The following is a 26,545-nucleotide window of genomic DNA, read 5'->3' as shown; positions in this document are numbered from 1 at the left end:
ACTCCAACGTAGTGAAGACACGCGCGCGCGGCGAGACCCTTTTCGGAAGGTGACACAAATGTTGCAGACCCCTGGGCAAAGGTTTCCCATCGTACGCCCGGGCTGAGCAAGGCTCGAAAGCCCGGGCGTCGACGGATCCCCCCGGATAGGCCACGTCGAAACGTGGACGCACTCATCGTACCGATATATCAGCGTCAGGGCGAGGGTCGGATGCCGCGGAATACCGCGCATCGGAGACCCTCGGATCGCCCGCATCAGGGACCGCTCCGGATGGTATATGCGCGTGAATCCTCCGGCGTACACTTGTGCCACCCATGACTGCCCCCTTCCTCCCGCTCGAGCCGGGCCGCGCCGTCCTCGGAGATGAGGTGTACGTGCGCCTCGGCGAGGCGATCCTCGACGGACGCCTCGCGCCGGGCGAGCGACTGCGCGACCACGAGCTGGCCGAGTGGCTCGGCGTCTCGCGCACGCCGGTGCGCGAAGCGCTGCAGCGACTCGAGCGCGTGGGCCTGGTCGAGGTGTCGCCCCACCGCTACACGCGGGTGTCGCAGCCGAACGACAAGGCCGAGGCCGACACGTTCGAGCTCGTGGCCTACAACATGGGCATGGCCGTCCGCATGGCGGCCGCCCGCTGCAGCGACGAGACCCTGGCCACCGCCATCGACCGGCTGGACGACGTGATCGCCGCCTCCCGCGCCGATGACCACTCCGGGCTCGCACACGCCAGTCACGCGTTCTTCGCCGTCGTCACGAGAGCGACCGACAACATCGCCCTCATCCAGTTCATCCGCGAGTACGAGATCGCGATCCGTCGCAACATCGCGGGCTGGCAGCCGTTCATCGAGTGCCCGATCGGCCGGACCGCGGCGTACGAGCAGTTCCGCGAGGCGTTCATCCGCCGTGACGGGCATCACGCCGAGGAAGTGCTGCGCCGCATCCACGGCTTCGTCTGAACCCACTGGCCGCGCGCTCTTCTCCGTGACGGATGCCGTGGCTAGCGTGGGGCACGTGAATCACATCGAGCTGCGGGCGCTGGATGACGACGACCTCGACGCGATCTTCGAGATGATGCGCGACCGTGAGGCCATCGCCATGGCCGCGTTCACGGCTCAGGATCCCGACGACCGCGCCGCGTTCGATGCATGGATCGCCCGCCACCGGGCGGACGCCCACGTGCAGTCGTTCGTCGTCACCGAGAACGGCGGGTTCGCCGGCACCATCGCCGCGTTCACGGTCGACGGCGACCGCGAGGTCACATTCTGGATCGCCCGGCACGCGTGGGGCCGCGGCGTCGCGACCGCGGCGCTGCGTCTGCTGATCTCGCGCGAGCCGATCCGCCCGCTGTACGCGCGTGCCGCCGCCCACAACACCGCCTCGATCGCCGTGCTGCAGAAGGTCGGGTTCACCGAGGTGTCGCGCAATGTCGACTACGCCCCGGGCGTCCGCCGCGAGATCGAGGAGATCGTCTTCACGCTGCCTCCGACCCTCGACGGCGCCTGAGGTTGCCGGATACGAAGAAGGGCTCCCCTTCCGGGGAGCCCTTCTTCTGCGCTGTGCGCGAGGGGGGAGTTGAACCCCCACGCCCTTTCGGGCACTGGCACCTGAAGCCAGCGCGTCTGCCTATTCCGCCACTCGCGCGAGTCGCCGCATCCGAAGATCCCGCGAAACTCAACTTGCCGAGGATATCATGCGTCGCGGCCTGCTTCTAACTCGGCCCGGTCGCGAGCGCGGTCCATCGCCGGCACAGACTGTGCAATTAGCATGTAGCAACCGGCACCCCCCTCCAGAGGAGCTCCGTGGGACTACTTGACAGCTTCGAGAAAGGTCTCGAACGCGCTGTGAACAGCGCGTTCGCGAAGACCTTCCGCAGCGGCATCCAGCCTGTCGAGATCGCGTCCGCCCTGCGCAGCGAGCTCGACAAGAAGGCGGCCGTGGTGAGCCGCGACCGCATCCTGGCGCCCAACACCTTCACCGTGCGGCTGTCACCCGCCGACGACGACCGCATCTCGGCGCTCGGCGACGCGCTCACGCACGAGCTCGACACGCTCGTGCACGCGCATGCGAAGGCCCAGGGCTACTCGTTCGCCGGTCCGGTGACGATCTCGCTGCGACGCGACGACGACCTCTCCACCGGCACGCTGCGGGTCGAGTCCTCGACGGCGCAGGGCGGGCGGGTCGCCTGGCGCGGTGTGGTGGATGTCGAGGGCCGCCGCATCCCCCTCACCAAATCTCGCACGGTCATCGGCCGCGGCAGCGACGCCGACATCACCGTCGCCGACTCGGGCACCAGCCGCAAGCACGTCGAGATCCTGTGGGACGGCGAGCGCGCCATGGTCCGCGATCTCGGCTCGACGAACGGCACGCTGCTCGACGGCCGCAAGGTCGGAGAGGCCGCGCTGCCGCCGGACTCGACCGTCCGCATCGGCCGCACCGACATCGTGTTCCGCGTCGTCGCGCAGGCCTCGACGCCCCGCCCCCAGGCACCCGTCGACGACGCCACGCGGGCCTTCGATGCCCGGAGCGCCTACGACCCGCAGGAGAGGGGGCCGCTGGCATGAGCGAACTCACCCTGCTGCTGCTGCGCATCGGATTCCTGGTGCTGCTGTGGGCGTTCGTCTTCGCCGTCGTGTATTCGCTGCGGGCCGACCTGTTCGGCGTGAAGGTGCGCCGGATGCCGGATGCCGCGGCCGCTGCGGCCGGGCCGGCGGCATCCGTTCCCGCTTCCGCCGCCGGAGTCACTGCTCCCGTCGCGTCGCCGTCTTCCGCGCCCGCACAGCCGGGCGGACCCGCGACCACCGCGGCGGTCTCTCGCATCGTGATCACGAGCGGCCCCAAGACGGGCCTCGAGCTGCCGCTCGGCAACGAGCCCCTCACGATCGGGCGCTCGAGCGAGTCGGGGCTCGTGATCCGCGACGACTACACCTCGAGCCACCACGCGCGCCTGGTGCTGTGGGGCGACCAGTGGATGATCCAGGACCTCGACTCCACGAACGGCACCTGGCACGACGGCGCCCGCGTGACCTCACCCGTCCCCGTGAACATCGGCGCGCCCATCAAGGTCGGCGCGACGACGTTCGAGCTGCGGAAGTAGCGGGCGGACCCCTCCCACATGGTCTTCCAGGGCTCGAGCGCCGCGATCTCGCATACCGGCAAGGTGCGCTCCAACAACCAGGACTCGGGCTACGCCGGCTCGAACCTGTTCGTCGTCGCCGACGGCATGGGCGGCCACGCCGGCGGCGACGTCGCCTCGAGCATCGCCATCACACGCCTGCAGACGCTCGACCGCCCCTACGACTCGACGTCCGACGCCGAGCGGGCGCTGCGCGACGCGATCTCGGATGCCGCGGTCGACCTCGCCGACACGGTCAACCTCCGTGCCGAGCTCGCCGGCATGGGCACGACCGTCAGCGCGCTGATCATGGTCGACGACTACGCCGTCATCGCCCATATCGGCGACTCGCGCATCTACCTGTACCGCGACGGCGCACTCACCCAGATCACCACCGACCACACGTTCGTGCAGCGACTCGTCGACTCGGGCCGCATCACGCCGGAGGAGGCCCGGTACCACCCGCGGCGCTCCGTGCTCATGCGCGTGCTCGGCGACATGGACACCGAGCCCGAGCTCGACACGTTCATCATGCCGACGCAGCCGGGCGATCGCTGGCTGCTGTGCTCGGACGGCCTGTCGGGCGTCGTCGACGACCCGCACACCGCCAAGGCGATGGGCATGGGCCTCGCCCCGGGCCGCACCGCCGACAGCCTCCTGAAGCAGGCCCTCGACGGCGGCGCCCCCGACAACGTCACGATCGTCATCGTCGACGTCGGCGGGCAGCATCCGCTCTTCTCGGGCACCCCCACGATCGTGGGGTCCGCGTCCAACCCGACCGGCGTCGAGGTGCCCGCCGCGCGTCCCGGACGCACCAGCTGGCTGCACCCGAACCGGCAGGCGGCGAACGAGCCCACGCACTTCGAGCCCGCCGCGGAGTTCCTCGAGGAGCTCATCGAGGAGGACCGCCGACGCGCACGACGCCGACGGATCGGGTGGATCGTCGGGCTGGCCCTGGTGCTCGTCATCCTCGCCGGCGCCGCCTGGCTCGGCTATCAGTGGACGCAGACGCGCTACTTCGTCGGCGCCGACGAGGACACCGTGGTGATCTACCAGGGCGTGCAGCAGAACATCGGGCCGATCTCGCTGTCCACTCCGTTCGAGGACACCGACATCCCCCTCGATTCGCTGTCGGACTTCGCCCGTGCGACGGTGGAGGGGACGATCTCGGCCAACTCGCTCTCACACGCGCGGCTGATCGTGTCCGGAATCAGCGACCTGTCGGGAGGAGGCGGATGAGCGCCCCCACGAGCACGCCGACGGACGCCGTCTCGGCCGACACCGCGGTGGTGCGGGCGCTGCGCCGCATCCGCGTGCCGCAGACGCAGCGCAACCGCGAACTGGCCCTGCTGGTCTTCGCGTTCGCGATCAACGGCTCAGCCATCGCGCTCGTCCAGCTCGGTGCGCTCGGCGCCATCGACTGGACCTTCCTGGTCTACTGCGGCGGCCTCACCGCCCTCGTGATCGCGCTGCACATCCTGCTGCGCCTGCGCGCCCGCGCCGCCGATCCGTTCGTCGTGCCCATCGCCACGCTCCTCACCGGGCTGGGCCTCGCCATGATCTACCGGCTCGACCTCCAGTGGGAGCGCCACGGCTGGGAGGCGTACTCGACGCGGCAGCTCGCCTGGGCGGCCATCGCCCTGATCGCGGCGATCCTCGTGGTGATGTTCCTGCACAACTACCGCGTGCTGTTCCGCTACACGTACATCTTCGGTTTCGTCGGCATCGTGCTTCTGGTGCTTCCGGTGATCCCCGGGCTGAGCGGCGGCGGCAACGCCGACGTGTGGGTCGACCTCGGCTTCTTCACGTTCCAGCCGGGCGAGCTCGCCAAGATCGCCCTCGCGATCTTCTTCGCCGGGTACCTCGTGCGCACCCGCGAGAGCCTCACATCGACCGGCACCCGGTTCCTCGGCATGACCTGGCCGCGCGCACGCGAGCTGGGCCCGCTGCTGGTGATCTGGCTCATCTCGCTCGGCATCATCGTGCTGCAGCGCGACCTGGGCACCGGTGTGCTCATCTTCGGCATGTTCGTCGCCATGCTCTACGTCGCGACGGGCAAGACCAGCTGGGTGCTCATCGGCGTGGTGCTCGCCGTGTCGGGTGCCTTCCTCGCGTCGCGGATCCTCCCGTACGTGGGCGCGCGGTTCACGAACTGGCTGGATGCCTTCAACCCCGAGCTGATGGACAACTCCAGCTTCCAGCTGGTCAACGGCATCTTCGGCATGGCCAACGGCGGCCTGCTGGGCACCGGGCTCGGACAGGGGCGGCCGTACCTGACGCCCGTCGCAGAGAGCGACTACATCCTGCCGGCGCTCGGCGAGGAGCTCGGCCTCATCGGCGTGTTCGCCATCCTCTGCCTGTACATGGTCTTCACGAGCCGCGGCATCCGCATCGGCCTGGCCGGGCAGGACGACTTCGGAAAGCTGCTCGCGACCGGCCTGTCGTTCACGATCGCGCTGCAGGTGTTCATCATGGTCGGCGGCGTCACCCGCCTGATCCCCCTGACCGGCCTCACGACGCCGTTCCTCGCGGCGGGCGGTTCGTCGCTCGTGGCGAACTGGATCATCGTGGCGCTGCTGCTGCGGATCTCGGACGCCGTGCGCAGCCGGCCCCGGGTGGTGATCGGCTGATGACGAAGGAACTGCGGCGGCTCAGCATCCTGATGCTGGTCATGTTCCTCGCGCTGTTCGCGTCGACGAGCTGGATCCAGGTGATCCAGACCGACGAGCTCGCGGCCAACTCCGCCAACCGCCGGGCGCTGTACGACTCGTTCGAGGTGCAGCGCGGCTCGATCATCGCGAGCGGCTCGGCCATCGCGTCGTCGGTGCCGTCGGACGACGTCTACAGCTGGCAGCGGGTGTACACGGATGCCGACATGTGGGCGCCCGTGACCGGCTACATCAACCCCGCACTCGGCCCCGGCTCGGTGACCGGGATCGAGCAGGCGATGAACCAGGAGCTCAGCGGCACGGCGGGATCGCAGTTCTTCTCGCGCGTCGAGCGGATCTTCACCGGACAGCCGCCGCGGGGCTCGAACGTGGTGCTGTCGCTGGATGCCGACGTGCAGCGCGCCGCCTACGAGGCGCTCGGCGACCTGCAGGGCGGCATCATCGCGATCGAGCCGGCCACCGGCCGCGTCCTCGCGATGGTCACCAGCCCGAGCTTCGACACCAACGTGCTCGCGTCGCACGCGACCGACGACGTGAATGCGGCGTACGACGCCCTCGTGGCCGATCCCGGCAAGCCGCTGTCGAACCGTGCCATCGCCGGGGATCTGAATCCGCCCGGCTCGACCTTCAAGCTCGTGGTCGCCTCGGCCGCGCTCGCCTCCGGCGACTACACGCCCGAGTCGACGCTGCCGAACCCCGCGACCTACCAGCTGCCGCAGTCCAGCAGCATCGTCCACAACGCCAGCGGCGGCACGTGCGGCGGCGGCGACACGGTGACCCTCGCGGACGCGCTGCGGCTGAGCTGCAACATCCCCTTCGCCGAGCTGGCGGTGGAACTCGGCGACACGGCGATCCGCGAAGAGGCCGAGAAGTACGGCTTCAACGAGTCTGTCGAGATCCCGCTCCTGTCGACGCCCTCGGGCTACCCGCGGACGATCCAGGACGACGCCCAGACCGCGCTCAGCGGGTTCGGCCAGGGGCAGGTGACGGCGACACCGCTGCAGATGGCGATGGTGTCGGCCGGCATCGCGAACGGTGGAATGGTCATGAATCCCCGCATGGTTGACCGCGTGATCGGCCCGGACCTGTCGGTCCAGAAGACCTTCGACGACAGTGAGTTCGGGCGGGCGCTCGACGGCAGCCTCGCGGACGAGCTGGTCGCCATGATGGTGGCCAATGTCAGTGACGGTGCTGCGTCGGGTGCAAGAATAGACGGGGTCGACGTGGCCGGTAAGACCGGTACCGCGGAGAACACCGGCGACGAGCCGTATACCCTCTGGTTCACAGGGTTCGCCCCGGCCCAGAATCCCGAAGTCGCGGTCGCAGTGGTCGTGGAGGACGGCGGCAGGCAAGGACAATCGGGAAGCGGCAACACCATCGCCGCTCCTATCGCGAAGAAGGTCATGGAGGCGGTGCTGGGCAAATGAGACCGACGCAGGGCGTGACCTTCGGCGGCCGATACGAACTCGATTCGCGCATAGCGATCGGCGGCATGGGCGAGGTCTGGGAAGCGACCGACCACGTCATCGGACGGACCGTCGCCATCAAGATCCTCAAAGACGAGTACATGGGAGACCCGGGATTCCTGGAGCGCTTCCGTGCGGAGGCCCGCCACGCGGCGCTCGTGAACCACGAGGGCATCGCGAGCGTGTTCGACTACGGCGAGGAGGCCGGCAGCGCGTTCCTCGTCATGGAGCTCGTGCCCGGTGAGGCGCTCTCGACCATCCTCGAGCGCGACACCTCTCTCTCGACCGACAAGACGCTCGACATCGTCGCGCAGACGTCCGCGGCGCTGCAGGCGGCCCACGCGGCCGGCCTCGTGCACCGCGACATCAAGCCGGGCAACCTGCTCATCACCCCCGACGGTCGCGTGAAGATCACCGACTTCGGCATCGCACGCATCGCCGACCAGGTCCCGCTGACCGCCACCGGTCAGGTGATGGGCACGGTGCAGTACCTGTCACCGGAGCAGGCCTCGGGGCACCCGGCATCCCCCGCTACCGACATCTACTCGCTCGGGATCGTGGCCTACGAGAGCCTCGCGGGCAAGCGCCCGTTCACGGGCGAGTCGCAGGTCGCGATCGCGATGGCGCAGATCAATGAGCAGCCCGCGCCGCTGCCCGCCACGGTCGCCACCCCGGTGCAGAACCTCGTGATGGCGATGATCGCGAAGAAGCCCGACGAGCGCCCGGCGTCCGCTGCCGCCGTCGCACGTGCCGCCACGGCACTGCGTCGCGGCGATGTCGCCGCGGCCGCCGCCGCCGTCCCGGCGATCGCCGGCCTCGCCGCGGGCGATGCGGCGACGCAGCTGCTCGTGCCGGGCTCCGACACGGCCGCCGCGACGCGCGTCATGCCGGCGCCGGGTGAAGAGGGCGTCGAAGGGGAGGGCGAGAAGAAGAAGCGCAGCCCCTGGACGTGGCCCCTGATCGCCCTCATCGCCCTGCTGCTGCTCGTGCTGATCGGCACGATCTGGGCGGTCGTCGCCGCGAACCAGAATGAGCCGGAGCCCCGGACGAGCACCACCACGAGTGCACCGTCCCCGACCCCGACCAACACGCCGACCCCGACGCCCACCACGGCGAACGTGGTCGCCGGGGACTACCTCGGGCAGGACTGCGCGACCGCATCCGCGGCGCTCGACGCGCTCGGTCTCGGCGCCAGCTGTGCCGAGGGCAACGCCGCGCCCGACGAGGCCAGCCAAGGCAAGGTCTACGACGTGAGCCCCACGGGCAACGTCCAGAAGGGCACCGTCATCGAGCTGACGACGTACGCCGGCCAGGTGCCGATGCCGACGCCCAACAGCCCGACCTTCCAGGGTGCGCCGGCCACCGTAGAGCCGAACGGCCAGCTCACCGTCATGTGGGACGGCTACACCTGTCCCTCGGGGACCGGTTCCGTGAGCGCCTACACCTTCACGGTGCAGAACGGCACGATCGCGAACGGCCCGAGCTTCCCGCAGAACGCCCGCTCCGCCCAGGTGACGGCCGCCGATGCGCCCGGTCAGACGGTCATCGTCACCTACAACGTGACGTGCAGCGGTGGCAGCGCCGGCAGTCGCACATCGGGTGCGTCCGGCGAGGCCACGGTGCTCATCCAAGCCGCCGAGCCCGAGCCGTCGCCGACGCCGACCCCGTGAGCCGAGCTGAGTGAATGCGCCGAGCGGGTCGCGCGACACGCGTGACCCGCTCGGCCTCGGCTAGGGTGGCTGATGTTCCAGGCAGGGAGTGACCGTGACAGCTGAGCCGCGTGTGCTTTCGGGGCGCTATCGCATCGACGAGCCCATCGGCCGGGGAGGAATGGCGAGCGTCTACCGCGGATACGATCTGACGCTGGGCCGCCAGGTCGCGATCAAGATCCTCGACCGCGAACTGGCCGACGACAACGCGTTCCGCACCCGGTTCCGCCTCGAGGCGCAGGCCGCGTCGCGCATGGCGCACCCGACGATCGTGCGCGTCTACGACGCCGGCGAGGACTCCCTCACCTCGCCCGACGGCACGGTGCGCCCGGTGCCGTTCATCGTGATGGAGCTCGTGAAGGGGCGCCTGCTCAAGGACATCATCTCGGCCGGGCCGGTTCCCGTCACGGATGCCGTCCGCTATGTCGACGGCATCCTCGAGGCTCTCGAGTACTCGCACCGCGCCGGCGTCGTGCACCGCGACATCAAGCCGGGCAACGTGATGGTGACGGACGCCGGCCAGGTCAAGGTGATGGACTTCGGCATCGCGCGCGCGGTGTCCGACAGCTCGTCGACCGTCGCCGAGACGACGCAGATCCTCGGCACCGCGGCGTACTTCTCGCCGGAGCAGGCCAAGGGTGAGCCGGTCGACGCCCGCGCCGACGTGTACTCCACGGGCGTCGTGCTGTACGAGCTGCTCACCGGCCGCCAGCCGTTCCGTGGCGATTCGCCGGTCGCGGTGGCGTACCAGCACGTGAGCGAGGCTCCGGTGCCGCCGTCCGAGGTGAACGAGACGGTGCCCCGGGCGCTGGACGCGGTGGCGCTGCGCGCCCTCGCCAAGGATCCGTTCCAGCGCTACCAGGATGCCGCGGGCTTCCGCGAGGCGCTCGATGCGACCGTCGACGGCCGGCAGCCGTCCAAGCGGCAGGTGGGCGCCCTCACCAGCGAGCTGTACGGGCCCAACCCCCGACAGGCCGCCGAGACGGCGCGGTCGCTGCGCCAGCTCAGCACCGACACCACCATGAAGCGCACCCAGGCCGGCCCGCCCGTCGCCTGGATCTGGGCGGGCGTGGCACTGCTCGCGGTGCTCCTCATCTCGCTGCTGTTCTGGGTGCTCTCCATCCAGCCGCGCGACGATCTGCCCACGAATGTGCGCGAGGTGCCCGACGTGTCGGGCATGACCTACGAGCGGGCGAACGAGGCCCTGGCCGACGCTGACCTCCGGGCGATCCGCGTCGACGAGGAGAACACCGAGGTCGCCGCCGGCAATGTCATCCGCACCGAGCCGGGGGAGGGCACGTCGGTGGAGGTCGACCAGCAGATCAGCGTCTACGTGTCGACCGGGCAGCAGATGTCGACGGTGCCGCCACTGGGCGGCCTCGGACAGGATGTCGCGATCTCCGCGATCACCGGCGCCGGCCTGCAGCTCGGCACGGTGACGTCGCAGAACGACAAGGATCTCGCCGCCGGCACCGTGATCTCGAGCGACCCGGTCGACGGTGCCAGTGTCGCCGCCGGCACGATGGTGAACCTCGTCGTGGCGTCCGGCCGCGTGGCGATCGACGACGTGCGCGGCTACACCGTGGACGCCGCCACCCGCGAACTCGAGGATGTCGGACTCATCGTGACCGCACAGGAGGACCCGAACTGCCCCGGGGCCGACCCGCGGACCGTGCAGTCGCAGTCGCTCACCCCGGGCGACGTTCCGGTGCACTCGCAGATCACGCTGACCTACTGCACCGGGTCGTAGCCCGCGGTCGCGCGAGGCTCAGGCGTCGCGAGCAGCGGGGCTCAGCCGTCCCGACGCGCGGTCAGGCGTCGCGACGTGGGCTCAGTGTCGCGCCGCGGGCTCAGTGTCGCGCCGCGGGCCGCGGCATCCGTGTATCCCACCGAGGCGAGCCAGTTGCCCAGCAGCCGATGCCCGCCTTCGGTGAGCACGCTCTCGGGGTGGAACTGCACGCCGACGATCGGTGCGGTGCGGTGTGCGACGCCCATGATGACGCCGCTCGCCGTGCGGCTGGTGACCTCGAGCTCGGCGGGAAGTGTCTCAGGGACGATCGCGAGCGAGTGGTAGCGCGTCGCGGTGAACGGGTCGGGCAGCCCGGTGTACAGCGGCGACCCGTCGTGATGCACGAGCGACGTCATGCCGTGCATGAGCTCGGTCGCGTGATCGACCGTCGCACCGAACGCCTCGCCGATCGCCTGGTGGCCGAGGCAGACGCCGAGGAGGGGGGTGCCGGCGGCCGCCGCCGCGCGGACCACGGCGATGGACGCCCCTGCGTCACCCGGCGTGCCCGGACCGGGCGAGACCAGCACGCCCGGCCGACCTTCGACGGCCCCCGCCACGTCGTCGATCGCGTCGGCTTCGACGAGATCCGTCTCGGCGCCGAGCTCGTGCAGGTACCCGACCAGGGTGTGGACGAAGCTGTCGTGGTTGTCGACGACGAGGATGCGCGACGAAGACGCTCGGGCGCTCACGACACCGACGCGCCGGCCGGCGCCGCCGGAAGGGTGACCGTGACCTCCTGCGGGTTCACGAACTGGCTCACCCACGGGAACGCGAAGAAGAGCAGCCCGTAGAGCACGGCCGCCACGAGCACGAGCAGGATCAGCACCCGCACCCACCAGGGTCCCGGGAGCACCCGCCAGAGAGCGCCGTACATCAGGCCACCGCCTGGAGGGACGGCGGCAGCTGACCGGCGGCGCGCGGAGTGAACGACTCGAACACCCCGTAGGCGACGATGCGCTCCGTCATCGACAGCTTCGGGCTGCAGCTGGTCAAGGTGATGTACGCGGTGCCCGCGGGGACGTCCATCGCCTGCGGGACGGGCAGGAGCACCTCGACCTCGTCCGGGCGGACGTACTGCAGCGTGCGGAAGCGGTACGTGTACCAGCCCTCTTGCGTCTCCACCACGATGGCGTCGCCGACGCGCAGTTCGGCGATGCGGTTGAACGGAGCGCCGAACGTGGTGCGATGTGCGGCGAGGGCGAAGTTGCCCGGCTCGCCGGGCATGCTGGTGCCCGGGTAATGGCCGATCCCGATCGTGTCGAGGGTGCGCGCACGCGTCACGCCGCCCGCCATCGGCACCGCGTAGTCGTCGCCGAAGCGGGGGATGCGCATGACCGCGAACTCCTGCGCGTCGGCAGGCTCCTGCAGCACGGGCGGCGGCGCGGTGACAGGCTCCACCGGCGCCGCGGCATCGGGGGTCGGCGCCGCGACCGGGGCCTCCTGCTCGTACTGCTCGGCCCACTCCTGCGACAGCTCCGTGCCCTCGGCGTTGCGCTCGGCGCCGTAGATCAGATCGCCGACCCACAGCTGCCAGACCACATAGAGGAGGACGATGACGCCGGCGGTGATGAGCACCTCGCCGATGACGCCGACGACCGACGTGCGCCGCTGCGGCGTACGTCCCCTGCGCGCGGCGCGCCCCGGGTCGGACACGGCTTCATCCACAGGCCGATTCTCCCACAGCACAGGTGAGGGCCGGCTGGCAGTTAGACTCTTGACCATGGCACGACCCGGCAAAGACGACGACTCGCTCGTCGAGCGCGCAGAAGGCGAAGCCGCACCCAATCCGGTGTGGTTCAAGCCGATCATGATCGGACTGATGCTCATCGGCCTGGTCTGGATCCTCGTCTTCTATCTGAGCGGCATGGCGTTCCCGATTCCCGACATCGGGGCGTGGAACCTGGTGATCGGCTTCGGAATCGCCTTCATCGGCTTCCTCATGACGACGCGCTGGCGATAGAGAACCCTGCGAACGAGAAACCCCGGTCTACGACGACCGGGGTTTTTCCGTGCCCGGATGCCGGCAGTCGTGGCTCGCGAGGCACTCGGCGTCCGGCATCCGGAGTTGTTAACAACTCTGTTAACACCTGTGAATTACACCGCTGTCATTCTCCCCAGGCTGTGGATGGGCCTGTGGATAACTCCGGTCGGAGGAGGGGAGAGACGCCTAGCCGAGGATGAGTGGAGGGAACAGTACCGGCACGAACAGCAGCGCCACCAGACCGGCTCCGACCGCGACGAGCAAGCCGATCTGCAGCCTTCGCTGTCGCACCGCACGCGTGCGCGTGAAGATGAAGGCCACCAGCAGACCGACCAGCAGACCGCCGAGGTGCGCCTGCCACGACACCCGCACGCCGCCGCCGTACAGGAGCGGCAGGAACGTGATGACCAGGTTGATCCCCAGGACCACCGCGATGCCGGTGATGTTCGCACCGATGTGGCGCCCGATGATCAGCAGGGCACCGAACAATCCGTAGATGGCACCCGATGCACCCACGACGAAGGTGTCGAAGCCCAGCAGGACCACCGCGACGGAGCCGCCGAGACCGCTCAGCAGATAGAGGGTGAGGAACCTGCCGCGTCCGAGGAGCGGCTCGAGACTGCGTCCGAGCATCCACAGCGCCAGCATGTTGAGCGCGACGTGCCAGATGCCGTTCGAATCGTGGACGAAGAGCACGGTGATCAGCCGCCAGGGCTCGAAGACGCCGAACCAGCCGGGGTAGAGGTAGGCCGGCGTGAACATCAGCGCGCGGGTGACGGTGTCGCCGAACCCGGGGATGAGCTGCAGCAGGTACACGAAGACGGTGATGCCGATGAGGGCGTACGTCACGATGGGTCGTCCCGACGACGCCGCCACCGCGCGCGGACGCGACCACTGGCGCTCGGCCTTGCGCTGTGCGGGCGACTGCGCCTTCTGCTGATCGCGCAGGCACTCGGGGCAGACCACGCCGACGGCGGCCGGCGTCTGGCACTCGGGGCAGATGGTGCGCAGGCAGCGCTGGCAGAGCACGAAGCTCTGCCGGTCGGGATGCCGGTAGCAGAAGTTCTCGCGGTTGCGCTGGAATTCGTCGGTGGTCACGCGGCGCCCGTCTCTGTCGTGGGGCTCTGGGTTTGTGGGCTCAGGGGTTCGCGGGCTCGGGCGCGGAACGCCGGCCTGCCGGGATCCGGGCTTGCAGCGGCGTCATCGCTGCAAGCCCGGTTCGCGGAGGATCAGACCGAGGCGATGTCGATCGACTCGATGACGACCGGCTCGACCGGGCGGTCGCCGGCTGCCGTCGGCACCTCGGCGATGGTGTCGACGACGGCCTTCGAGGCGTCGTCGGCGACCTCGCCGAAGATCGAGTGCTTGCCCTGCAGCCACTCCGGGCCGCGGCCGCCCTGGCCGGGGACGGTGATGAAGAACTGCGAGCCGTTGGTGCCCTCGGGCTGGCCGGTGATCGCGTTGCGGCGCAGGCCCGCGTTCGCCATGGCGAGCTTGTACGGCGCGGTGAAGGTGAGTTCGCCGTTGATCTCGTCGTTGAAGTTGTAGCCCGGTCCGCCGACGCCCTGGCCGAGCGGGTCGCCGCCCTGGATCATGAAGCCCGAGATGACGCGGTGGAAGATGACGTCCTTGTACAGCGGGCCCTCGCCCGGCTTGCCGGTCGCCGGGTGCGTCCACGCCTGCGAACCGTCGGAGAGCCCGACGAAGTTCTGCACGGTGCGGGGGGCGTGGTCTCCGAACAGGTTGACGACGATGTCGCCGTAGTTGGTGTGGATCGTTGCGACAGCGGTGTGAAGCGGCATTCCTACATTGTCTCAGAGTTCCCTGCAACCCCTCCCGTCCTGGCGGTGGTCTGGCAAGATGGGGAGACCGACATCCCCACGACAGGGAGGGCAACCGTGAGCGTCAGCCGCAAGCGCAAGAAGGAACTCGTAAAGCTTCAGAAGCAGGCCAATCAGCTGTGGGAGACCCAGCAGGTTCTGGTGGGTGAGGCCGCGTCCGTCGCACGGGAGGCCAGTCGGCAGCTCGGACACTTCGGACGCGAGCAGGTCAAGCCGCAGGTGCAGGCAGGCTACGAGAAGTACGCAGCACCCTACGTCGACAAGGGCAAGAAGGTCGTGAGCAGCACGGTCATCCCGGCAGCCGGTGCCGTGGTCGGCTCCGCGCTCTCGGTGTGGGATGCCGCGAACGACACCCGCGCGCACCTCACCGGCGGTCGCGCACTGCCCGACAAGAAGACGTACGCCAAGAAGGCCGACAAGTACGCACGCGAGGCCACGCGAGCCCTCTCGGCTCGCTTCGACCGTGCCGAGCCCCAGAAGAAGGGCATCGGCGCCGGCGGCGTCATCGCCATCATCCTGGGTGTGGCCGCGGCGGTCGGCGTGCTCTACGCCGCGTGGCAGACGCTCCGCGCCGACGACGAGCTGTGGGTCGCCGACGACCCGCTGCGCGCGCCGGATGCCTGAGCCGACGACCGACGAGACACCGACGGGGGTCGACCGCGTTCGCGCGGCGGCCTCCGCTCGCGGCCTGGCGATCGAGATCCGCGAGCGCCCGGCCGCGAACAGCCTGCCGGAAGCCGCCGCGATCCTCGGGATCCCGGCTTCGGGCATCGTGAAGACCCTCGTGGTCAAGCGCAGTGACGACACATATCTGTTCGCGCTGATCCCGGGGGATCGGGCCATATCGTGGCCCAAGCTGCGCGCGGTCGTCGGCGTGAACAAGCTGCAGCTGCCGGATCCGGCGCGCGCCCTCGCCGCGACGGGATACGAGCGGGGCACGATCGTGCCCCTGGGGAGCACCCACGACTGGCCGATCTACGCCGACAGCGAGATCGTCGGTCAGCGCATCGCCATGGGTGCAGGCGCGCACGGCTACAGCATGTTCGTCGACGCAGATGACCTCATCGCCGCCTACGGCGCGACGGTCGCCGACATCTCGCAGCCGACCGACTGACGGCGCGCTCCGCCGGTCAGCGCACCGGCAGTTCGAGCCCGGCCATCTCGAGTGCGATGTCCACCAGCTTCACGCGCTGCAGCGCCCGTACCTCGGCGAGCGGGAACCACTCGGCGCGATCCGTGGTGCCGTTGGTCTCGTGGCGCAGGCGCCCGCCGGTGATATGGGCGCGATAGACGACGCGCAGGGTGTGCAGCGGAAGGTCGGCGCCGGGGATCAGCCGCCGGCCGGGCGGGATCACGCGGGAGTGGATGCCGAGCAGCGCGTCGATCGCCACCCGATAGCCGGTCTCTTCCCTGACCTCGCGACGAGCGGCCCGCTCGGGGTCTTCGCCCTCTTCGAGCCCGCCGCCGGGCAGCGTCCAGGCGGAGCGTCGTCCCTCATTCCAATGGGCGAGCAGCATGCGGTCGTCCTCATCGAGGATCACCGCGTAGGCCGCGACGCGCAGGTCCATGCTTCACCATACCCACGGGAGGCTCTCGGGAAAACGAGGAAAGCCGGTCCCCTGCGGGAGCCGGCTTTCCTCACGTTGTGGAGCCTAGGAGATTCGAACTCCTGACATCCTGCTTGCAAAGCAGGCGCTCTACCAACTGAGCTAAGGCCCCGGGGCGTTGTGTGGGGCTACCAGGACTTGAACCTGGGACCTCTTCATTATCAGTGAAGCGCTCTAACCGCCTGAGCTATAGCCCCGAATGTCTATGGAAACTGCGTTCCGCAACCTCCAAGACTTTACCCGACGCGGCGCGATTTCACGAATCGAGCCCGTCGGCTTTCCGTCAGTTCGAGGTGAAGCCGACGAGCAGCCCGCCGGTCACCTTGACGGCCAGGTTGTAGATGCCCGCGATCACGGCGCCGAGCACCGTGACGACGACGAGGTTGAGGATCGCCACGACGGCCGAGAAGGCCAGGACCTGCGGGAAGCTCACGAAGTCCGACAGCAGGATGCTGCCGTCGGTGAAGCTCGAGAAGAACTCGTCGGCCTTGCCGATGAGACCGGTGGTCGACACCACCAGGAACACCATCACGAAGGAGACGACCGTCACGACCGCGATCGCGATCGCGGCGAGGAAGGACAGCTTCACCGCGGACCAGAAGTCCACGTACACCAGGCGCAGGCGCACCTGCTTGGCGCTGGTCTTGTGACTTGATTTCTTGGCGAGCTTGTCGGCTACCGTGCTCATGCGTCAGTGCTCTCTTCGGGGGTCTCGGGGGAGGCATCCGACCCGTCGGTGTCTTCTGATGACGGGGTCTCAGGTGACGTGGCCTCGGGGGCTGCGTCAGCGGCGTCCTCGGGTTCTTCGGCGAGGCCGCGTTCCCCGTTTCGGGCGATCGCGAGGATGCGGTCGTCGCCGCCGGAGCGGGCGAACACGACACCCATCGTGTCTCGACCCTTGGCGGGGACCTCGGCCACGGCAGAGCGTACCACCTTGCCGCTGGCAAGAACCACCAAGACCTCGTCGTCCTCGGAGACGATGAGACCGCCCGCCAGATCGCCGCGATCCTCGCTCAGCTTGGCCACCTTGATGCCCAGTCCGCCGCGGTTCTGCACCCGGTACTGGTCCACCGCCGTGCGCTTCGCGTAGCCGCCTTCTGTCACCACGAAGACGTATCCTTCGTCGCTCGCGAGCGAAGCCGAGAGCAGGCTGTCGCCGGCGCGGAAGTCCATGCCCTTCACGCCCGAGGTCGAGCGGCCCATCGGGCGCAGCGCCGAATCGGTCGCCGAGAAGCGCAGCGACATGCCGTGGCGGCTGATGAGCAGGATGTCGTCGCCCTCGTCGACGAGGAGGGCGCTGACGACCTCGTCATCGGGGCCGGCCTCGATCTCATCGCCCTCTTCGGGAACCTGCCCGCGGAGCTTGATCGCGATGATGCCGCCCTGCCGGTTGGTGTCGTACTCGGTCAGGCGGGTCTTCTTCACGAGGCCGTTGCGGGTGGCGAGCACCAGGTAGGTCGCGACGGAGTAGTCGCGGATGTCGAGGATCTGCGCGATCTCCTCATCGGGCTGGAGCGCCAGGAGGTTCGCGACGTGCTGACCCTTGGCATCGCGCCCGGCCTCCGGCACCTCGTACGCCTTCGACCGGTACACACGGCCCTTGTCCGTGAAGAACAGCAGCCAGTGATGGGTGGTCGTGACGAAGAAGTGCTCGACCACGTCGTCGGCGCGCAGCTGTGCGCCCTTGACGCCCTTGCCGCCGCGGTGCTGCTGACGGTAGTTGTCGCTGCGCGTGCGCTTGATGTAGCCGTCACGCGTGACCGAGACGACCATCTCCTCTTCGGGGATGAGGTCTTCCATCGACATGTCGCCGTCGAAGCCGTGCAGGATGTGGGTGCGACGCTCATCGCCGAACTTGTCGACGATCGCCGTCAGCTCGTCGCGGATGATCGTGCGCTGGCGCTCGGGCTTCGCGAGGATGTCCTGGTAATCGGCGATCTGGCGCTCGAGCTCGGTGGCCTCGTCGATGATCTTCTGTCGTTCGAGTGCGGCGAGGCGACGCAGCTGCATCTGCAGGATCGCTTCGGCCTGCACGTCGTCGATGTCGAGGAGCTTCTGCAGACCCTCGTTCGCCTCCTGCACGGTGGGCGACCGGCGGATGAGCGCGATGACCTCGTCGAGCGCGTCGAGCGCCTTGAGGTAGCCGCGCAGGATGTGCATGCGCTCCTCGGCCTTGCGCAGCCGGTAGGTGGTGCGCCGGACGATGACGTCGATCTGGTGCTCGACCCACAGTGCGATGAAGCCGTCGAGCGCGAGCGTGCGCGGCACGTTGTCGACGATCGCGAGCATGTTCGCGCCGAAGTTCTCCTGCAGCTGCGTGTGCTTGTACAGGTTGTTCAGCACGACCTTCGCGACGGCATCCCGTTTCAGGACGACGACCAGACGCTGACCGGTGCGGTCGGAGGTCTCGTCACGGATGTCGGCGATGCCGGTGATCTTGCCGTCGCGCGCGAGGTCGCCGATCTTGACCGCGAGGTTGTCGGGGTTGACCTGGTACGGCAGCTCGGTGATCACGAGGCAGGTGCGTCCCTGCAGTTCCTCGATCGACACCACGGCGCGCATCGTGATCGAGCCGCGGCCGGTGCGGTACGCCTCGCGGATGCCCTTCGTGCCGAGGATCTGCGCGCCCGTGGGGAAGTCCGGCCCGGGGATGCGCTCCATGAGCGCGTCGAGCAGCTCTTCACGCGAGGCGTCGGGGTGCTCGAGCGCCCACAGCGCACCCGCGGCGACCTCGCGCAGGTTGTGCGGCGGGATGTTGGTCGCCATGCCGACGGCGATGCCGACGGAGCCGTTCACCAGGAGGTTCGGGAAGCGCGCCGGGAGCACCGACGGCTCCTGCGTCTGCCCGTCGTAATTGTCCTGGAAGTCGACGGTCTCTTCTTCGATGTCGCGCACCATCTCGAGCGCGAGCTGAGCCATCTTGGTCTCGGTGTACCGCGGGGCGGCGGCGCCCATGTTGCCGGGCGAGCCGAAGTTGCCCTGGCCCTGGGCCAGCGGGTAGCGCAGCGACCACGGCTGCACGAGGCGGACTAGGGCGTCGTAGATCGCCGTGTCGCCGTGCGGGTGGTACTGGCCCATGACCTCGCCGACGACGCGCGCGCACTTCGAGAACGACTTGTCGGGGCGGAAGCCGCCGTCGTACATGCCGTAGATCACGCGGCGGTGCACCGGCTTCAGGCCGTCGCGCACATCCGGAAGCGCGCGGCCGATGATGACCGCCATCGCGTAGTCGAGATAGCTGCGCTGCATCTCGAGCTGGAGGTCGACCTGGTCGATGCGGCCGTGATCGTGCTCAGGCTCGGGGCGTTCGTCTTCAGCCATGGGCTTCTTTCGTGTCTGGGCGTTTCGTCTCGCTGTGCTCGCTCAACGACCGGGTCGGTGCCGGTCAGATGTCGAGGAAGCGGACGTCCTTGGCGTTGCGCTGGATGAACGTGCGGCGCGACTCGACGTCCTCGCCCATCAGCACCGAGAAGATCTCGTCCGCGGCCGCGGCGTCGTCGATCGTCACCTGGCGCAGCGTCCGGGTGGTGTGATCCATCGTGGTCTCCCACAGCTCCTTGGCGTTCATCTCGCCGAGGCCCTTGTACCGCTGGATGCCGGAGTCCTTGGGGATCCGCTTGCCGTTGGCGAGCCCGTCCTCGAGCAGCGCGTCGCGCTCCTTGTCGGAGTAGACGTACTCGTGGGCCGCGTTGGTCCACTTCAGGCGGTACAGCGGGGGCATCGCGAGGTACACGAAGCCGGCCTCGATGAGCCCGCGCATGTAGCGGAACAGCATGGTGAGCAGCAGCGTGGTGATGTGCTGACCGTCGACGTCGGCATCCGCCATCAGCACGATCTTGTGATAGCGCGCCTTGTCGATGTCGAAGTCCTCGCCGATGCCCGTGCCGAAGGCCTGGATCATCGCCTGGACCTCTTTGTTGGCCAGCGCCTTGTCGAGGCGTGCGCGCTCGACGTTGAGGATCTTCCCGCGCAGGGCCAGGATCGCCTGGGTGTGCGGGTCGCGGCCCGAGACGGCGGAGCCGCCGGCCGAATCGCCCTCCACGAGGAAGATCTCGCTGATCGAGGGATCCTTGCTCGTGCAGTCCTTCAGCTTGTCGGGCATCGCCGCCGACTCGAAGACGCTCTTGCGGCGTGCGGTCTCGCGCGCCTTGCGGGCGGCCATGCGTGCGGACGCGGCGTCGATCGCCTTGCGCACGATGTTCTTCGCCTGTGCCGGGTTGCGATCGAACCAGTCGCCGAGCTGCTCGCCCACGACCTTCTGCACGAAAGCCTTCGCCTCGGTGTTGCCGAGCTTCGTCTTCGTCTGACCTTCGAATTGCGGCTCCGAGAGCTTGACCGAGATCACCGCCGTGAGGCCTTCGCGCACGTCGTCGCCCGAGAGGTTCTCGTCCTTCTCCTTGAGGAGGTTCTGGGCGCGGGCGTACTTGTTGACCAGCGTCGTGAGCGCGGCTCGGAAGCCCTCTTCGTGCGTGCCGCCCTCGTGGGTGTTGATGACGTTCGCGTAGGTGAAGACGTTCTCGGTGTAGCTCGTGGTCCACTGCATCGCGACCTCGGCGGAGATCTTGCGCACGGGATCCTCGCTCTCGAAGGCGATAACCTCCTCGTTGACGTGCTCCGCCTTGCGGACGCGATTGAGGTACTCGACGTAGTCCACGAGCCCGCGCTCGTAGAGGAAACTGTCGTTCGGCTGCTGCATCACGACATCGCCCCCCGGCTCGAGTGCCTCTTCATACGCCGCGTCGGGACGCTCGTCGCGCACGTCGATGCGCAGTCCCTTGTTGAGGAACGCCATCTGCTGGAAGCGGGTGCGTAGGGTGTCGTAGTCGAAGTGCACTGTCTCGAAGATCGTGGGATCCGGCCAGAACGTGATGGTCGTGCCCGTCTCATCACTCGTCTCACCCCGCTCGAGCGGCGCGAGCGGTGTACCGCCGTTGCGGAAGGACTGTCGCCACACGTATCCCTGACGCTTCACCTCGACCTCGAGTCGCGTCGACAGTGCGTTCACCACTGAGGAACCGACGCCGTGCAGACCGCCGGAGACGGCATAGCCGCCGCCGCCGAACTTGCCGCCCGCGTGCAGCACGGTGAGCACGACCTCGACGGTCGACTTGCCCTCGGTGCGGTGGATGTCGACAGGGATGCCGCGGCCGTTGTCGACACAGCGGATGCCGCCGTCGGGGAGGATCGTGACATCGATCGTGTCGCAGTAGCCGGCCATGGCCTCGTCGACCGAGTTGTCGACGATCTCCTGGACGAGGTGGTGGAGGCCACGCGGCCCGGTCGACCCGATGTACATGCCCGGGCGCTTGCGCACCGCTTCGAGGCCTTCCAGGACCTGGATGTCATCTGCCCCGTATGCGTTGGGAGCCCGTTCGGGCGTTTCGGGTTCCTCGGAAACGTTATCGGGGGTGTCAGACGTCATCTTCGCGAGGGCTCCAAATGCTTCGACGGGTGCCCTGACAGTCTATCGGGTAACGGCCCGATCACAGCGCTCTACGCCCCTGTGAGCGCATGAAAGTTGCCCGGATGACTCCGAACGTGCCTTATCCGTAGGTATCGCGCGGACCGCGGCCTGGAATCGTTCTGGGACCCCATTTCCAGGAGGGGACGTCCGGCCCGATGAAGCGGACCGCATCCACCTTCGCCTCGGGGAAGCGGCGGACGATCTCGGAGAGGATGTGCGCGCGCATCAGCTGGAGCTGCTTCGCCCATGCCGTGGAGTCCGCCTGCACGGTCAGCGACCCCTCCGAGAAGGCGACCGGACGGGTGTGCCGCGCGGTGTCTTCTCCGGCGACCTCCGCCCAGGCGCGCACGACGTCCTCGCGGGCGAGCTGACCGTTCCACCCCGCCTCCCGCGTGAGGTCGGCGATCACGTCGCCCACCCCGCGGGGGTCGCGTCCGGGCGCGAAGGGGATGTTCTCGTCGTCCACCGTGCGGCGCCGGCGCTTGCGGAACGACCGCCCGGACGGCTCGAGTCCGCGAAGCCGCAGATAGGTCGCGATCGTCTCGGGGATGTCGGACCGGTCGGGCACGCCGTCCGCACCCGCCCCGGTCGCTGAGCCTGTCGAAGGGTCAGGCATCGGTCGCCTCCGCATCGGCCGGATCGAGGATGCGTCCGGCTTCCACCCGCACCATCCGCGCCCGCAGCTCCTCGGGCACGTCGCCCTCGACCGCCGCGGTCACCACGACCTGCTCGTACCCGACGGCGAGCAGCGCGAGCCGGGCGCGGCGATCCGTGTCGAGCTCGGCGAACACGTCGTCGAGGATGAGCACCGGATCGCCGAGGCGCGATTCGGCCCGGAGCAGCTCGGCGGAGGCGAGACGGAGCGACAGCGCGACCGACCACGACTCGCCATGCGACGCATATCCCTTCACCGGAAGTCCGCGGATGCGCAGCAGCAGGTCGTCGCGGTGCGGCCCGACCAGCGTGAGCCCGCGCTCGAGTTCGGAGGAGCGCTTGGCGGCGAGAGCCTGACGGAAGAGATCCGCGATGCGCTCCGCCGACGTGCCGGCCGCGTCGCGCGGGGAATCGGGCGAAGAGTTCGGCGCGGCGCCGTCGCCTTCCTCATCGGTGACGGCGCCGGCGACCGAGAGTGCCCATTCGATCTCGGGACGGTGGTCGGCACCGGCGATGGCGGTGTACGCGGCGGCGAGCGGTGTCGCCAGGTCGGTCGCGAGTGCGAGCCGGGCAGCGATGAGCTGCGTGCCGAGCGAGACCAGCTTGTCGTCCCACACATCCAGCGTCGAGAGGGCGTCGCCGCGGACCCGCCGTGCCTTCGCGGATTTCAGCAGGGCGGTGCGCTGCTTGAGCACGCGGTCGTAGTCCGAGATCACGCCCGCCATGCGCGGAGCCCGCTGCACCAGCAGCTGATCGGCGAACCGCCGGCGTGCGGACGGGTCGCCGCGGACGATCTGCAGATCCTCCGGTGCGAAGAGGACCACCTGCGCGTAGCGGGGTAGCTCGGTCGGCTTCACCGCGGCGCCGTTGACCCGCGCCTTGTTGGAACCCTGCCGGTTGACCTGCGCCTCGAGCTGCACCCGGCGTTCGCCGTGGGCCAGCCGTGCCCGGATGATGGCGGCTTCGGCCCCGTCGCGGACCATCGGTGCGTCGTTCGAGACGCGATGCGACCCCAGCGTCGCGAAGAACGCGATGGCTTCGGCGAGATTGGTCTTGCCCTGACCGTTGCGGCCGACGAACACGTTGGGCCCTGGCCCGAGCTCGACGTCGGCGGCCGCATAGTTGCGGAAGTCGACGAGACTCAGGTGCTCCACGATCACCGGACAAGCCTAGTGATCGCCGCCGACGTCAGCGCAGGAGCAGGTTCGGCTGCAGCAGGTAGCGGAACGAGTCCGAGCCGGCCCGATCGACCGAGGTCTGCGGGGTGATGAGCACGGGGCTCAGCTTGTTGGCGTTCTCGCTCGAGGTGAACGTGATGCGCACGAACTCGCTCTTGACCGCGCCGAGCGACTCGAGCAGGTACTGCGGGTTCAGGCCGAGCGTCACATCGTCGCCGCCCAGCAGCGTGGCGTCGACGGACTCGGTGGCACGCGCCTGCTCGGTGCCCGAGGCATCCATCGACACGCTGTCGGCGGTGAAGGTGAACCGGAGCGGCGCGGAACGGTCGAGCACGAGCGACACGCGTCGCACCGCCTCGGCGAGCTCGGCGGTGTTGACGACCGCGTGGTGCTCGGTCGCCTCGGGGAACAGTCGCCGCACCGGCGGGAAGTTGCCCTTGATGAGCAGCGACGTCACGGTCTTGTTGCCCGCCGTGAACGCGATGATCTCGCGATCGCCCGATCCCGAGAAGGCGATCGAGATGTCGCCGCCGTGCGCGAACGTCTTGCCGACCTCGGTGAGGGTGCGAGCCGGCACGAGCGCCGTGGTCGATTCGTCGGTCGCGGTGCCGCCGCCGTCCCACGGGATCTCGCGGAGCGCCACACGGTAGCGGTCGGTGGCGACGAGGCTGAGCGTCGTCCCCGACACCTCGAGCTGCACACCCGTGAGCACAGGGGTCACGTCGTCGCGCGAGGCGGCGAAGGCCACCTGGGCGATCGCGGTGGCGAAGTCCTCGGAAGGCACCAGACCCGAATCGCCGGTGACCTCGGGGATGGCCGGATACTCCTGCACCGGCATGGACGAGAGGGTGAACCGGGCCGAGCCGCACGTCAGCAGAATGCCGCCGTCGTCGTCGACCTCGATCTGAATCGGCGCGTTCGGCAGACGGCTCGCGATGTCCGAGAGCAGCCGGCCGTGGACCAGGATCGTGCCCGGGTCGTCGACGGTCGCCTCGATCGTCGTGCGGGCCGACGCCTCGTAGTCGAAGGCGGCGAGCGAGAGGCCCTCGGCGGATGCCTCGATCAGCACGCCCGCCAGGATCGGCTGCGGGTTGCGCTGCGGCAGGAGTTTGACGACGAACGATACGGCTTCGCTGAACACATCGCGATTGACGTGGAACTTCACGAACGCTCCCTCTGCAGCGGGCCCTTCGACTGCGGGCTCGGGGTTCTCATGCTAGTGCCAGGCCTGAGGATTGCCAGCCCGGTCCGTTCCGCGAGGCGCTCTCCACCGCAAAGGTGATCGGACGGGTTCATCAAAGAGATTTCTTGTCATGGTGTTAACGACTGTGGAAACTGTGGACAACTCGCGCGTGGCCAGTCGGGACAGGGAAACCACAAGAGTGTGAGTTGTGGAACGGCTGCGGAGGGACGTCGGGAAGACGGATGCCGCGGCCCCCGGCATCCGCAATCCATCCACAGGCTTCCCCCGCCCGTTCACAGGAGTTTCCGCAGGCTTGGAGAGTTATCCACAGGTTTTCCACACTGTGCAGAACCGGAATAATGGCCCTGCTCGCGGCACCTGTCAAGAACTTTTCGGGGCATATGCGCGGATGGGTCCGTGCGTCGTGACGCACGGACCCATCGAGGCAAGCACAGGGCTGGTCAGCGGCCGTTGCGGCCGAGCTGAGCGGTGATCTCGGTGACCTGGTTGTAGATCGACCGGCGCTCTTTCATGAGCTCGCTGATCTTCTTATAGGCGTACATCACGGTGGTGTGATCGCGATTGCCGAACAGCTGCCCGATCTTGGGCAGAGACAGGCTCGTGCGCTCCCGGCACAGGTACATCGCGATCTGCCGGGCCTGCGCGACCTGCTGCGAGCGGCTGGACCCGTACAGGTCGTCGACGGTGAGCTTGAAGTAGGCCGCCGTCGCCGTGATGATGTCGGTCGGCGAGACGACGTTGGCGTCATCCTGGTCGACGATGTCGCGGAGCACCGTCTGCGCGAGGGACATGTCGAGCGTCGAGCGGTTGAGGCTCGCGAACGCCGAGACGCGGATGAGTGCGCCCTCGAGCTCGCGGATGTTCGACGACACCACGGTCGCGATGTACTCCATCACCTCGTCGGGGATGTGGAGACGCTCGGACTGCGCCTTCTTGCGGAGGATCGCGATGCGCGTCTCGAGGTCGGGCGCCTGCACGTCGGTGATGAGGCCCCACTCGAACCGGCTGCGCATGCGGTCCTCGAAGCCGGTGAGGTGCTTGGGCGGCACGTCGCTCGTGATCACCACCTGCTTGTCATGATCGTGCAGCTGGTTGAACGTGTGGAAGAACGCCTCCTGCGTCTCGGCGCGCCCCTGCAGGAACTGGATGTCGTCGATCAGCAGGATGTCGACATCCCGATACCGCGCCTGGAATGCGGAGCCGCGGTTGTTGGCGATCGAGTTGATGAAGTCGTTCGTGAACTCCTCGCTCGACACGTAGCGCACGCGGATGCCCGCGTAGAGGCTGAGCGCGTAGTCGCCGATCGCGTGGAGAAGGTGCGTCTTGCCCAGCCCGGAGTCGCCGTAGATGAAGAGCGGGTTGTACGCCTTCGCCGGCGCCTCCGCCACCGCGACCGCCGCGGCATGGGCGAAGCGGTTGGACTGGCCGATGACGAAGTTGTCGAACGTGTACTTGGGGTTCAGGCGGGTATCGCTGCGCGAGACGGATGCCGGCTCCGCGGGCTCGTCGACGTGCGGGCGGCCGATCGGCGCGGACGTCTGCATGACCGGCGCGGTGGACTGGATCGGGATCGGCGCGGTGAGGTGGGCGTCGGCGAGGTCCGGATTGACGACCACACGGAAGTTCGAGGCCGGGTCCTGGACGTCCTGCCCGACGCGCGTGAGCGCCTCGAGGATCGGTGCGCGCATGCGCTTGGTGAACTGTGCGGCGGTCAGATCATTGGGAACGTCGAGGTACAGCGTTCCCCCCATCACGCCCTGCGGCACCGCGAGGCTGATGAAGCCGTGGAGCTGCGGGGTGATGCGATCGTCGCGCACGAGTTCGTCCAGTACGGCCGTCCAGACCGGAACGTCTGGAACTTCGTGCGGTGTCAT

Annotated in this window: 25 protein-coding genes and 3 tRNA genes; 12 read left to right on the top strand and 16 right to left on the bottom strand. The window is 68.6% G+C overall.

What is annotated here, in order from left to right:
- Positions 1-314: 314 nt before the first annotated feature.
- Both ABG085_RS00140 and ABG085_RS00135 read left to right on the top strand, forming a co-directional pair.
- Entirely contained in the window at positions 315-953 is a 639-nt protein-coding gene (locus ABG085_RS00140) for a GntR family transcriptional regulator (RefSeq protein WP_347977434.1), read from the top strand.
- A 55-nt stretch (positions 954-1,008) separates the two neighbouring features.
- Positions 1,009-1,500, top strand: a complete 492-nt coding sequence (locus ABG085_RS00135; protein ID WP_347977433.1) for a GNAT family N-acetyltransferase — start codon at positions 1,009-1,011, stop codon at positions 1,498-1,500.
- Between the two features lie 54 nt (positions 1,501-1,554).
- Here the strand turns inward: ABG085_RS00135 and ABG085_RS00130 are convergent.
- Positions 1,555-1,638: transfer RNA gene (locus tag ABG085_RS00130), tRNA-Leu, on the bottom strand.
- A 158-nt stretch (positions 1,639-1,796) separates the two neighbouring features.
- Here ABG085_RS00130 and ABG085_RS00125 point away from each other — a divergent pair.
- From ABG085_RS00125 to pknB, 7 genes are all read left to right on the top strand, one after another.
- Complete coding sequence (locus ABG085_RS00125; protein ID WP_347977432.1) at positions 1,797-2,558, top strand: DUF3662 and FHA domain-containing protein; 762 nt, start codon at positions 1,797-1,799, stop codon at positions 2,556-2,558.
- A complete protein-coding gene (locus ABG085_RS00120) occupies positions 2,555-3,091 on the top strand; it encodes an FHA domain-containing protein (protein ID WP_347977431.1) in 537 nt (178 codons plus the stop codon). Before ABG085_RS00125 ends, ABG085_RS00120 begins: the two co-directional genes overlap by 4 nt.
- Positions 3,092-3,109: 18 nt before the next feature.
- Positions 3,110-4,348, top strand: a complete 1,239-nt coding sequence (locus ABG085_RS00115; RefSeq protein WP_347977430.1) for a PP2C family serine/threonine-protein phosphatase — start codon at positions 3,110-3,112, stop codon at positions 4,346-4,348.
- Complete coding sequence (locus ABG085_RS00110) at positions 4,345-5,739, top strand: FtsW/RodA/SpoVE family cell cycle protein (RefSeq protein WP_347977429.1); 1,395 nt, start codon at positions 4,345-4,347, stop codon at positions 5,737-5,739. Before ABG085_RS00115 ends, ABG085_RS00110 begins: the two co-directional genes overlap by 4 nt.
- Positions 5,739-7,205: a penicillin-binding transpeptidase domain-containing protein gene (locus ABG085_RS00105; RefSeq protein ID WP_347977428.1), complete on the top strand. Its 1,467-nt coding sequence runs from the start codon at positions 5,739-5,741 to the stop codon at positions 7,203-7,205. The genes ABG085_RS00110 and ABG085_RS00105 overlap by 1 nt, the downstream gene beginning before the upstream one ends.
- Positions 7,202-8,914: a serine/threonine-protein kinase gene (locus tag ABG085_RS00100; RefSeq protein WP_347977427.1), complete on the top strand. Its 1,713-nt coding sequence runs from the start codon at positions 7,202-7,204 to the stop codon at positions 8,912-8,914. The genes ABG085_RS00105 and ABG085_RS00100 overlap by 4 nt, the downstream gene beginning before the upstream one ends.
- Before the next feature lie 94 nt (positions 8,915-9,008).
- Positions 9,009-10,703 carry a Stk1 family PASTA domain-containing Ser/Thr kinase gene (gene pknB / locus ABG085_RS00095; protein WP_347977426.1) on the top strand — a complete coding sequence of 565 codons (1,695 nt, stop codon included), beginning with the start codon at positions 9,009-9,011 and terminating at the stop codon, positions 10,701-10,703.
- Between the two features lie 41 nt (positions 10,704-10,744).
- Here pknB and ABG085_RS00090 read toward each other — a convergent pair whose 3' ends face one another.
- From ABG085_RS00090 to ABG085_RS00080, 3 genes are read right to left on the bottom strand one after another with little or no spacing between them, the layout of a single operon-like run.
- Positions 10,745-11,431 carry a gamma-glutamyl-gamma-aminobutyrate hydrolase family protein gene (locus ABG085_RS00090; RefSeq protein ID WP_347977425.1) on the bottom strand — a complete coding sequence of 229 codons (687 nt, stop codon included), beginning with the start codon at positions 11,429-11,431 and terminating at the stop codon, positions 10,745-10,747.
- Positions 11,428-11,616, bottom strand: coding sequence for a hypothetical protein (locus ABG085_RS00085; RefSeq protein ID WP_347977424.1), 189 nt, complete (start codon positions 11,614-11,616; stop codon positions 11,428-11,430). The genes ABG085_RS00090 and ABG085_RS00085 overlap by 4 nt, the downstream gene beginning before the upstream one ends.
- A complete protein-coding gene (locus tag ABG085_RS00080) occupies positions 11,616-12,407 on the bottom strand; it encodes a class E sortase (RefSeq protein WP_347977423.1) in 792 nt (263 codons plus the stop codon). The genes ABG085_RS00085 and ABG085_RS00080 overlap by 1 nt, the downstream gene beginning before the upstream one ends.
- Positions 12,408-12,462: 55 nt before the next feature.
- On the opposite strand from ABG085_RS00080, the gene ABG085_RS00075 reads away from it, so the two are divergent.
- A complete protein-coding gene (locus ABG085_RS00075) occupies positions 12,463-12,702 on the top strand; it encodes a cell division protein CrgA (protein ID WP_045301992.1) in 240 nt (79 codons plus the stop codon).
- Positions 12,703-12,909: 207 nt separating this feature from the next.
- Here the strand turns inward: ABG085_RS00075 and ABG085_RS00070 are convergent, their stop codons facing one another.
- Both ABG085_RS00070 and ABG085_RS00065 read right to left on the bottom strand, forming a co-directional pair.
- A complete protein-coding gene (locus tag ABG085_RS00070) occupies positions 12,910-13,821 on the bottom strand; it encodes a rhomboid family intramembrane serine protease (RefSeq protein ID WP_347977422.1) in 912 nt (303 codons plus the stop codon).
- A 131-nt stretch (positions 13,822-13,952) separates the two neighbouring features.
- Positions 13,953-14,525 carry a peptidylprolyl isomerase gene (locus tag ABG085_RS00065; protein ID WP_163616294.1) on the bottom strand — a complete coding sequence of 191 codons (573 nt, stop codon included), beginning with the start codon at positions 14,523-14,525 and terminating at the stop codon, positions 13,953-13,955.
- 96 nt (positions 14,526-14,621) lie between these two features.
- Here ABG085_RS00065 and ABG085_RS00060 point away from each other — a divergent pair, with 96 nt between their 5' ends.
- Both ABG085_RS00060 and ABG085_RS00055 read left to right on the top strand, forming a co-directional pair.
- Positions 14,622-15,188 (top strand): DNA helicase, encoded by a 567-nt coding sequence (locus ABG085_RS00060; protein WP_347977421.1) that lies wholly within the window; start codon positions 14,622-14,624, stop codon positions 15,186-15,188.
- Positions 15,181-15,678 carry a YbaK/EbsC family protein gene (locus ABG085_RS00055; protein WP_347977420.1) on the top strand — a complete coding sequence of 166 codons (498 nt, stop codon included), beginning with the start codon at positions 15,181-15,183 and terminating at the stop codon, positions 15,676-15,678. Before ABG085_RS00060 ends, ABG085_RS00055 begins: the two co-directional genes overlap by 8 nt.
- A 16-nt stretch (positions 15,679-15,694) precedes the next feature.
- On the opposite strand, the gene ABG085_RS00050 is transcribed toward ABG085_RS00055, so the two are convergent.
- The 10 genes from ABG085_RS00050 to dnaA all read right to left on the bottom strand — a co-directional run bounded on the left by ABG085_RS00050 (position 15,695) and on the right by dnaA (position 26,545).
- Positions 15,695-16,132 carry an NUDIX hydrolase gene (locus tag ABG085_RS00050; RefSeq protein ID WP_347977419.1) on the bottom strand — a complete coding sequence of 146 codons (438 nt, stop codon included), beginning with the start codon at positions 16,130-16,132 and terminating at the stop codon, positions 15,695-15,697.
- 78 nt (positions 16,133-16,210) lie between these two features.
- Positions 16,211-16,283 (bottom strand) — tRNA-Ala (locus ABG085_RS00045).
- An 11-nt stretch (positions 16,284-16,294) separates the two neighbouring features.
- Positions 16,295-16,368, bottom strand: a tRNA-Ile gene (locus tag ABG085_RS00040).
- An 86-nt stretch (positions 16,369-16,454) separates the two neighbouring features.
- Positions 16,455-16,859: a DUF3566 domain-containing protein gene (locus ABG085_RS00035; protein WP_347977418.1), complete on the bottom strand. Its 405-nt coding sequence runs from the start codon at positions 16,857-16,859 to the stop codon at positions 16,455-16,457.
- Positions 16,856-19,492: a DNA gyrase subunit A gene (gene gyrA, locus ABG085_RS00030; protein WP_347977417.1), complete on the bottom strand. Its 2,637-nt coding sequence runs from the start codon at positions 19,490-19,492 to the stop codon at positions 16,856-16,858. Before gyrA ends, ABG085_RS00035 begins: the two co-directional genes overlap by 4 nt.
- Before the next feature lie 64 nt (positions 19,493-19,556).
- A complete protein-coding gene (gene gyrB, locus ABG085_RS00025) occupies positions 19,557-21,593 on the bottom strand; it encodes a DNA topoisomerase (ATP-hydrolyzing) subunit B (RefSeq protein WP_347977416.1) in 2,037 nt (678 codons plus the stop codon).
- A gap of 121 nt (positions 21,594-21,714) precedes the next feature.
- Positions 21,715-22,251 carry a DciA family protein gene (locus ABG085_RS00020; RefSeq protein WP_347977415.1) on the bottom strand — a complete coding sequence of 179 codons (537 nt, stop codon included), beginning with the start codon at positions 22,249-22,251 and terminating at the stop codon, positions 21,715-21,717.
- Positions 22,244-23,449, bottom strand: a complete 1,206-nt coding sequence (recF, locus tag ABG085_RS00015; RefSeq protein WP_347977414.1) for a DNA replication/repair protein RecF — start codon at positions 23,447-23,449, stop codon at positions 22,244-22,246. The genes ABG085_RS00020 and recF overlap by 8 nt, the downstream gene beginning before the upstream one ends.
- Before the next feature lie 28 nt (positions 23,450-23,477).
- Positions 23,478-24,632 (bottom strand): DNA polymerase III subunit beta, encoded by a 1,155-nt coding sequence (gene dnaN, locus ABG085_RS00010; RefSeq protein WP_163616277.1) that lies wholly within the window; start codon positions 24,630-24,632, stop codon positions 23,478-23,480.
- A 479-nt stretch (positions 24,633-25,111) separates the two neighbouring features.
- Positions 25,112-26,545: a chromosomal replication initiator protein DnaA gene (gene dnaA, locus ABG085_RS00005; RefSeq protein WP_347977413.1), complete on the bottom strand. Its 1,434-nt coding sequence runs from the start codon at positions 26,543-26,545 to the stop codon at positions 25,112-25,114.

It is taken from the genome of Microbacterium sp. ProA8, assembly GCF_039905635.1.
Lineage (GTDB): Bacteria > Actinomycetota > Actinomycetes > Actinomycetales > Microbacteriaceae > Microbacterium > Microbacterium chionoecetis.
This window is presented reverse-complemented; position numbering and strand designations above follow the sequence as displayed.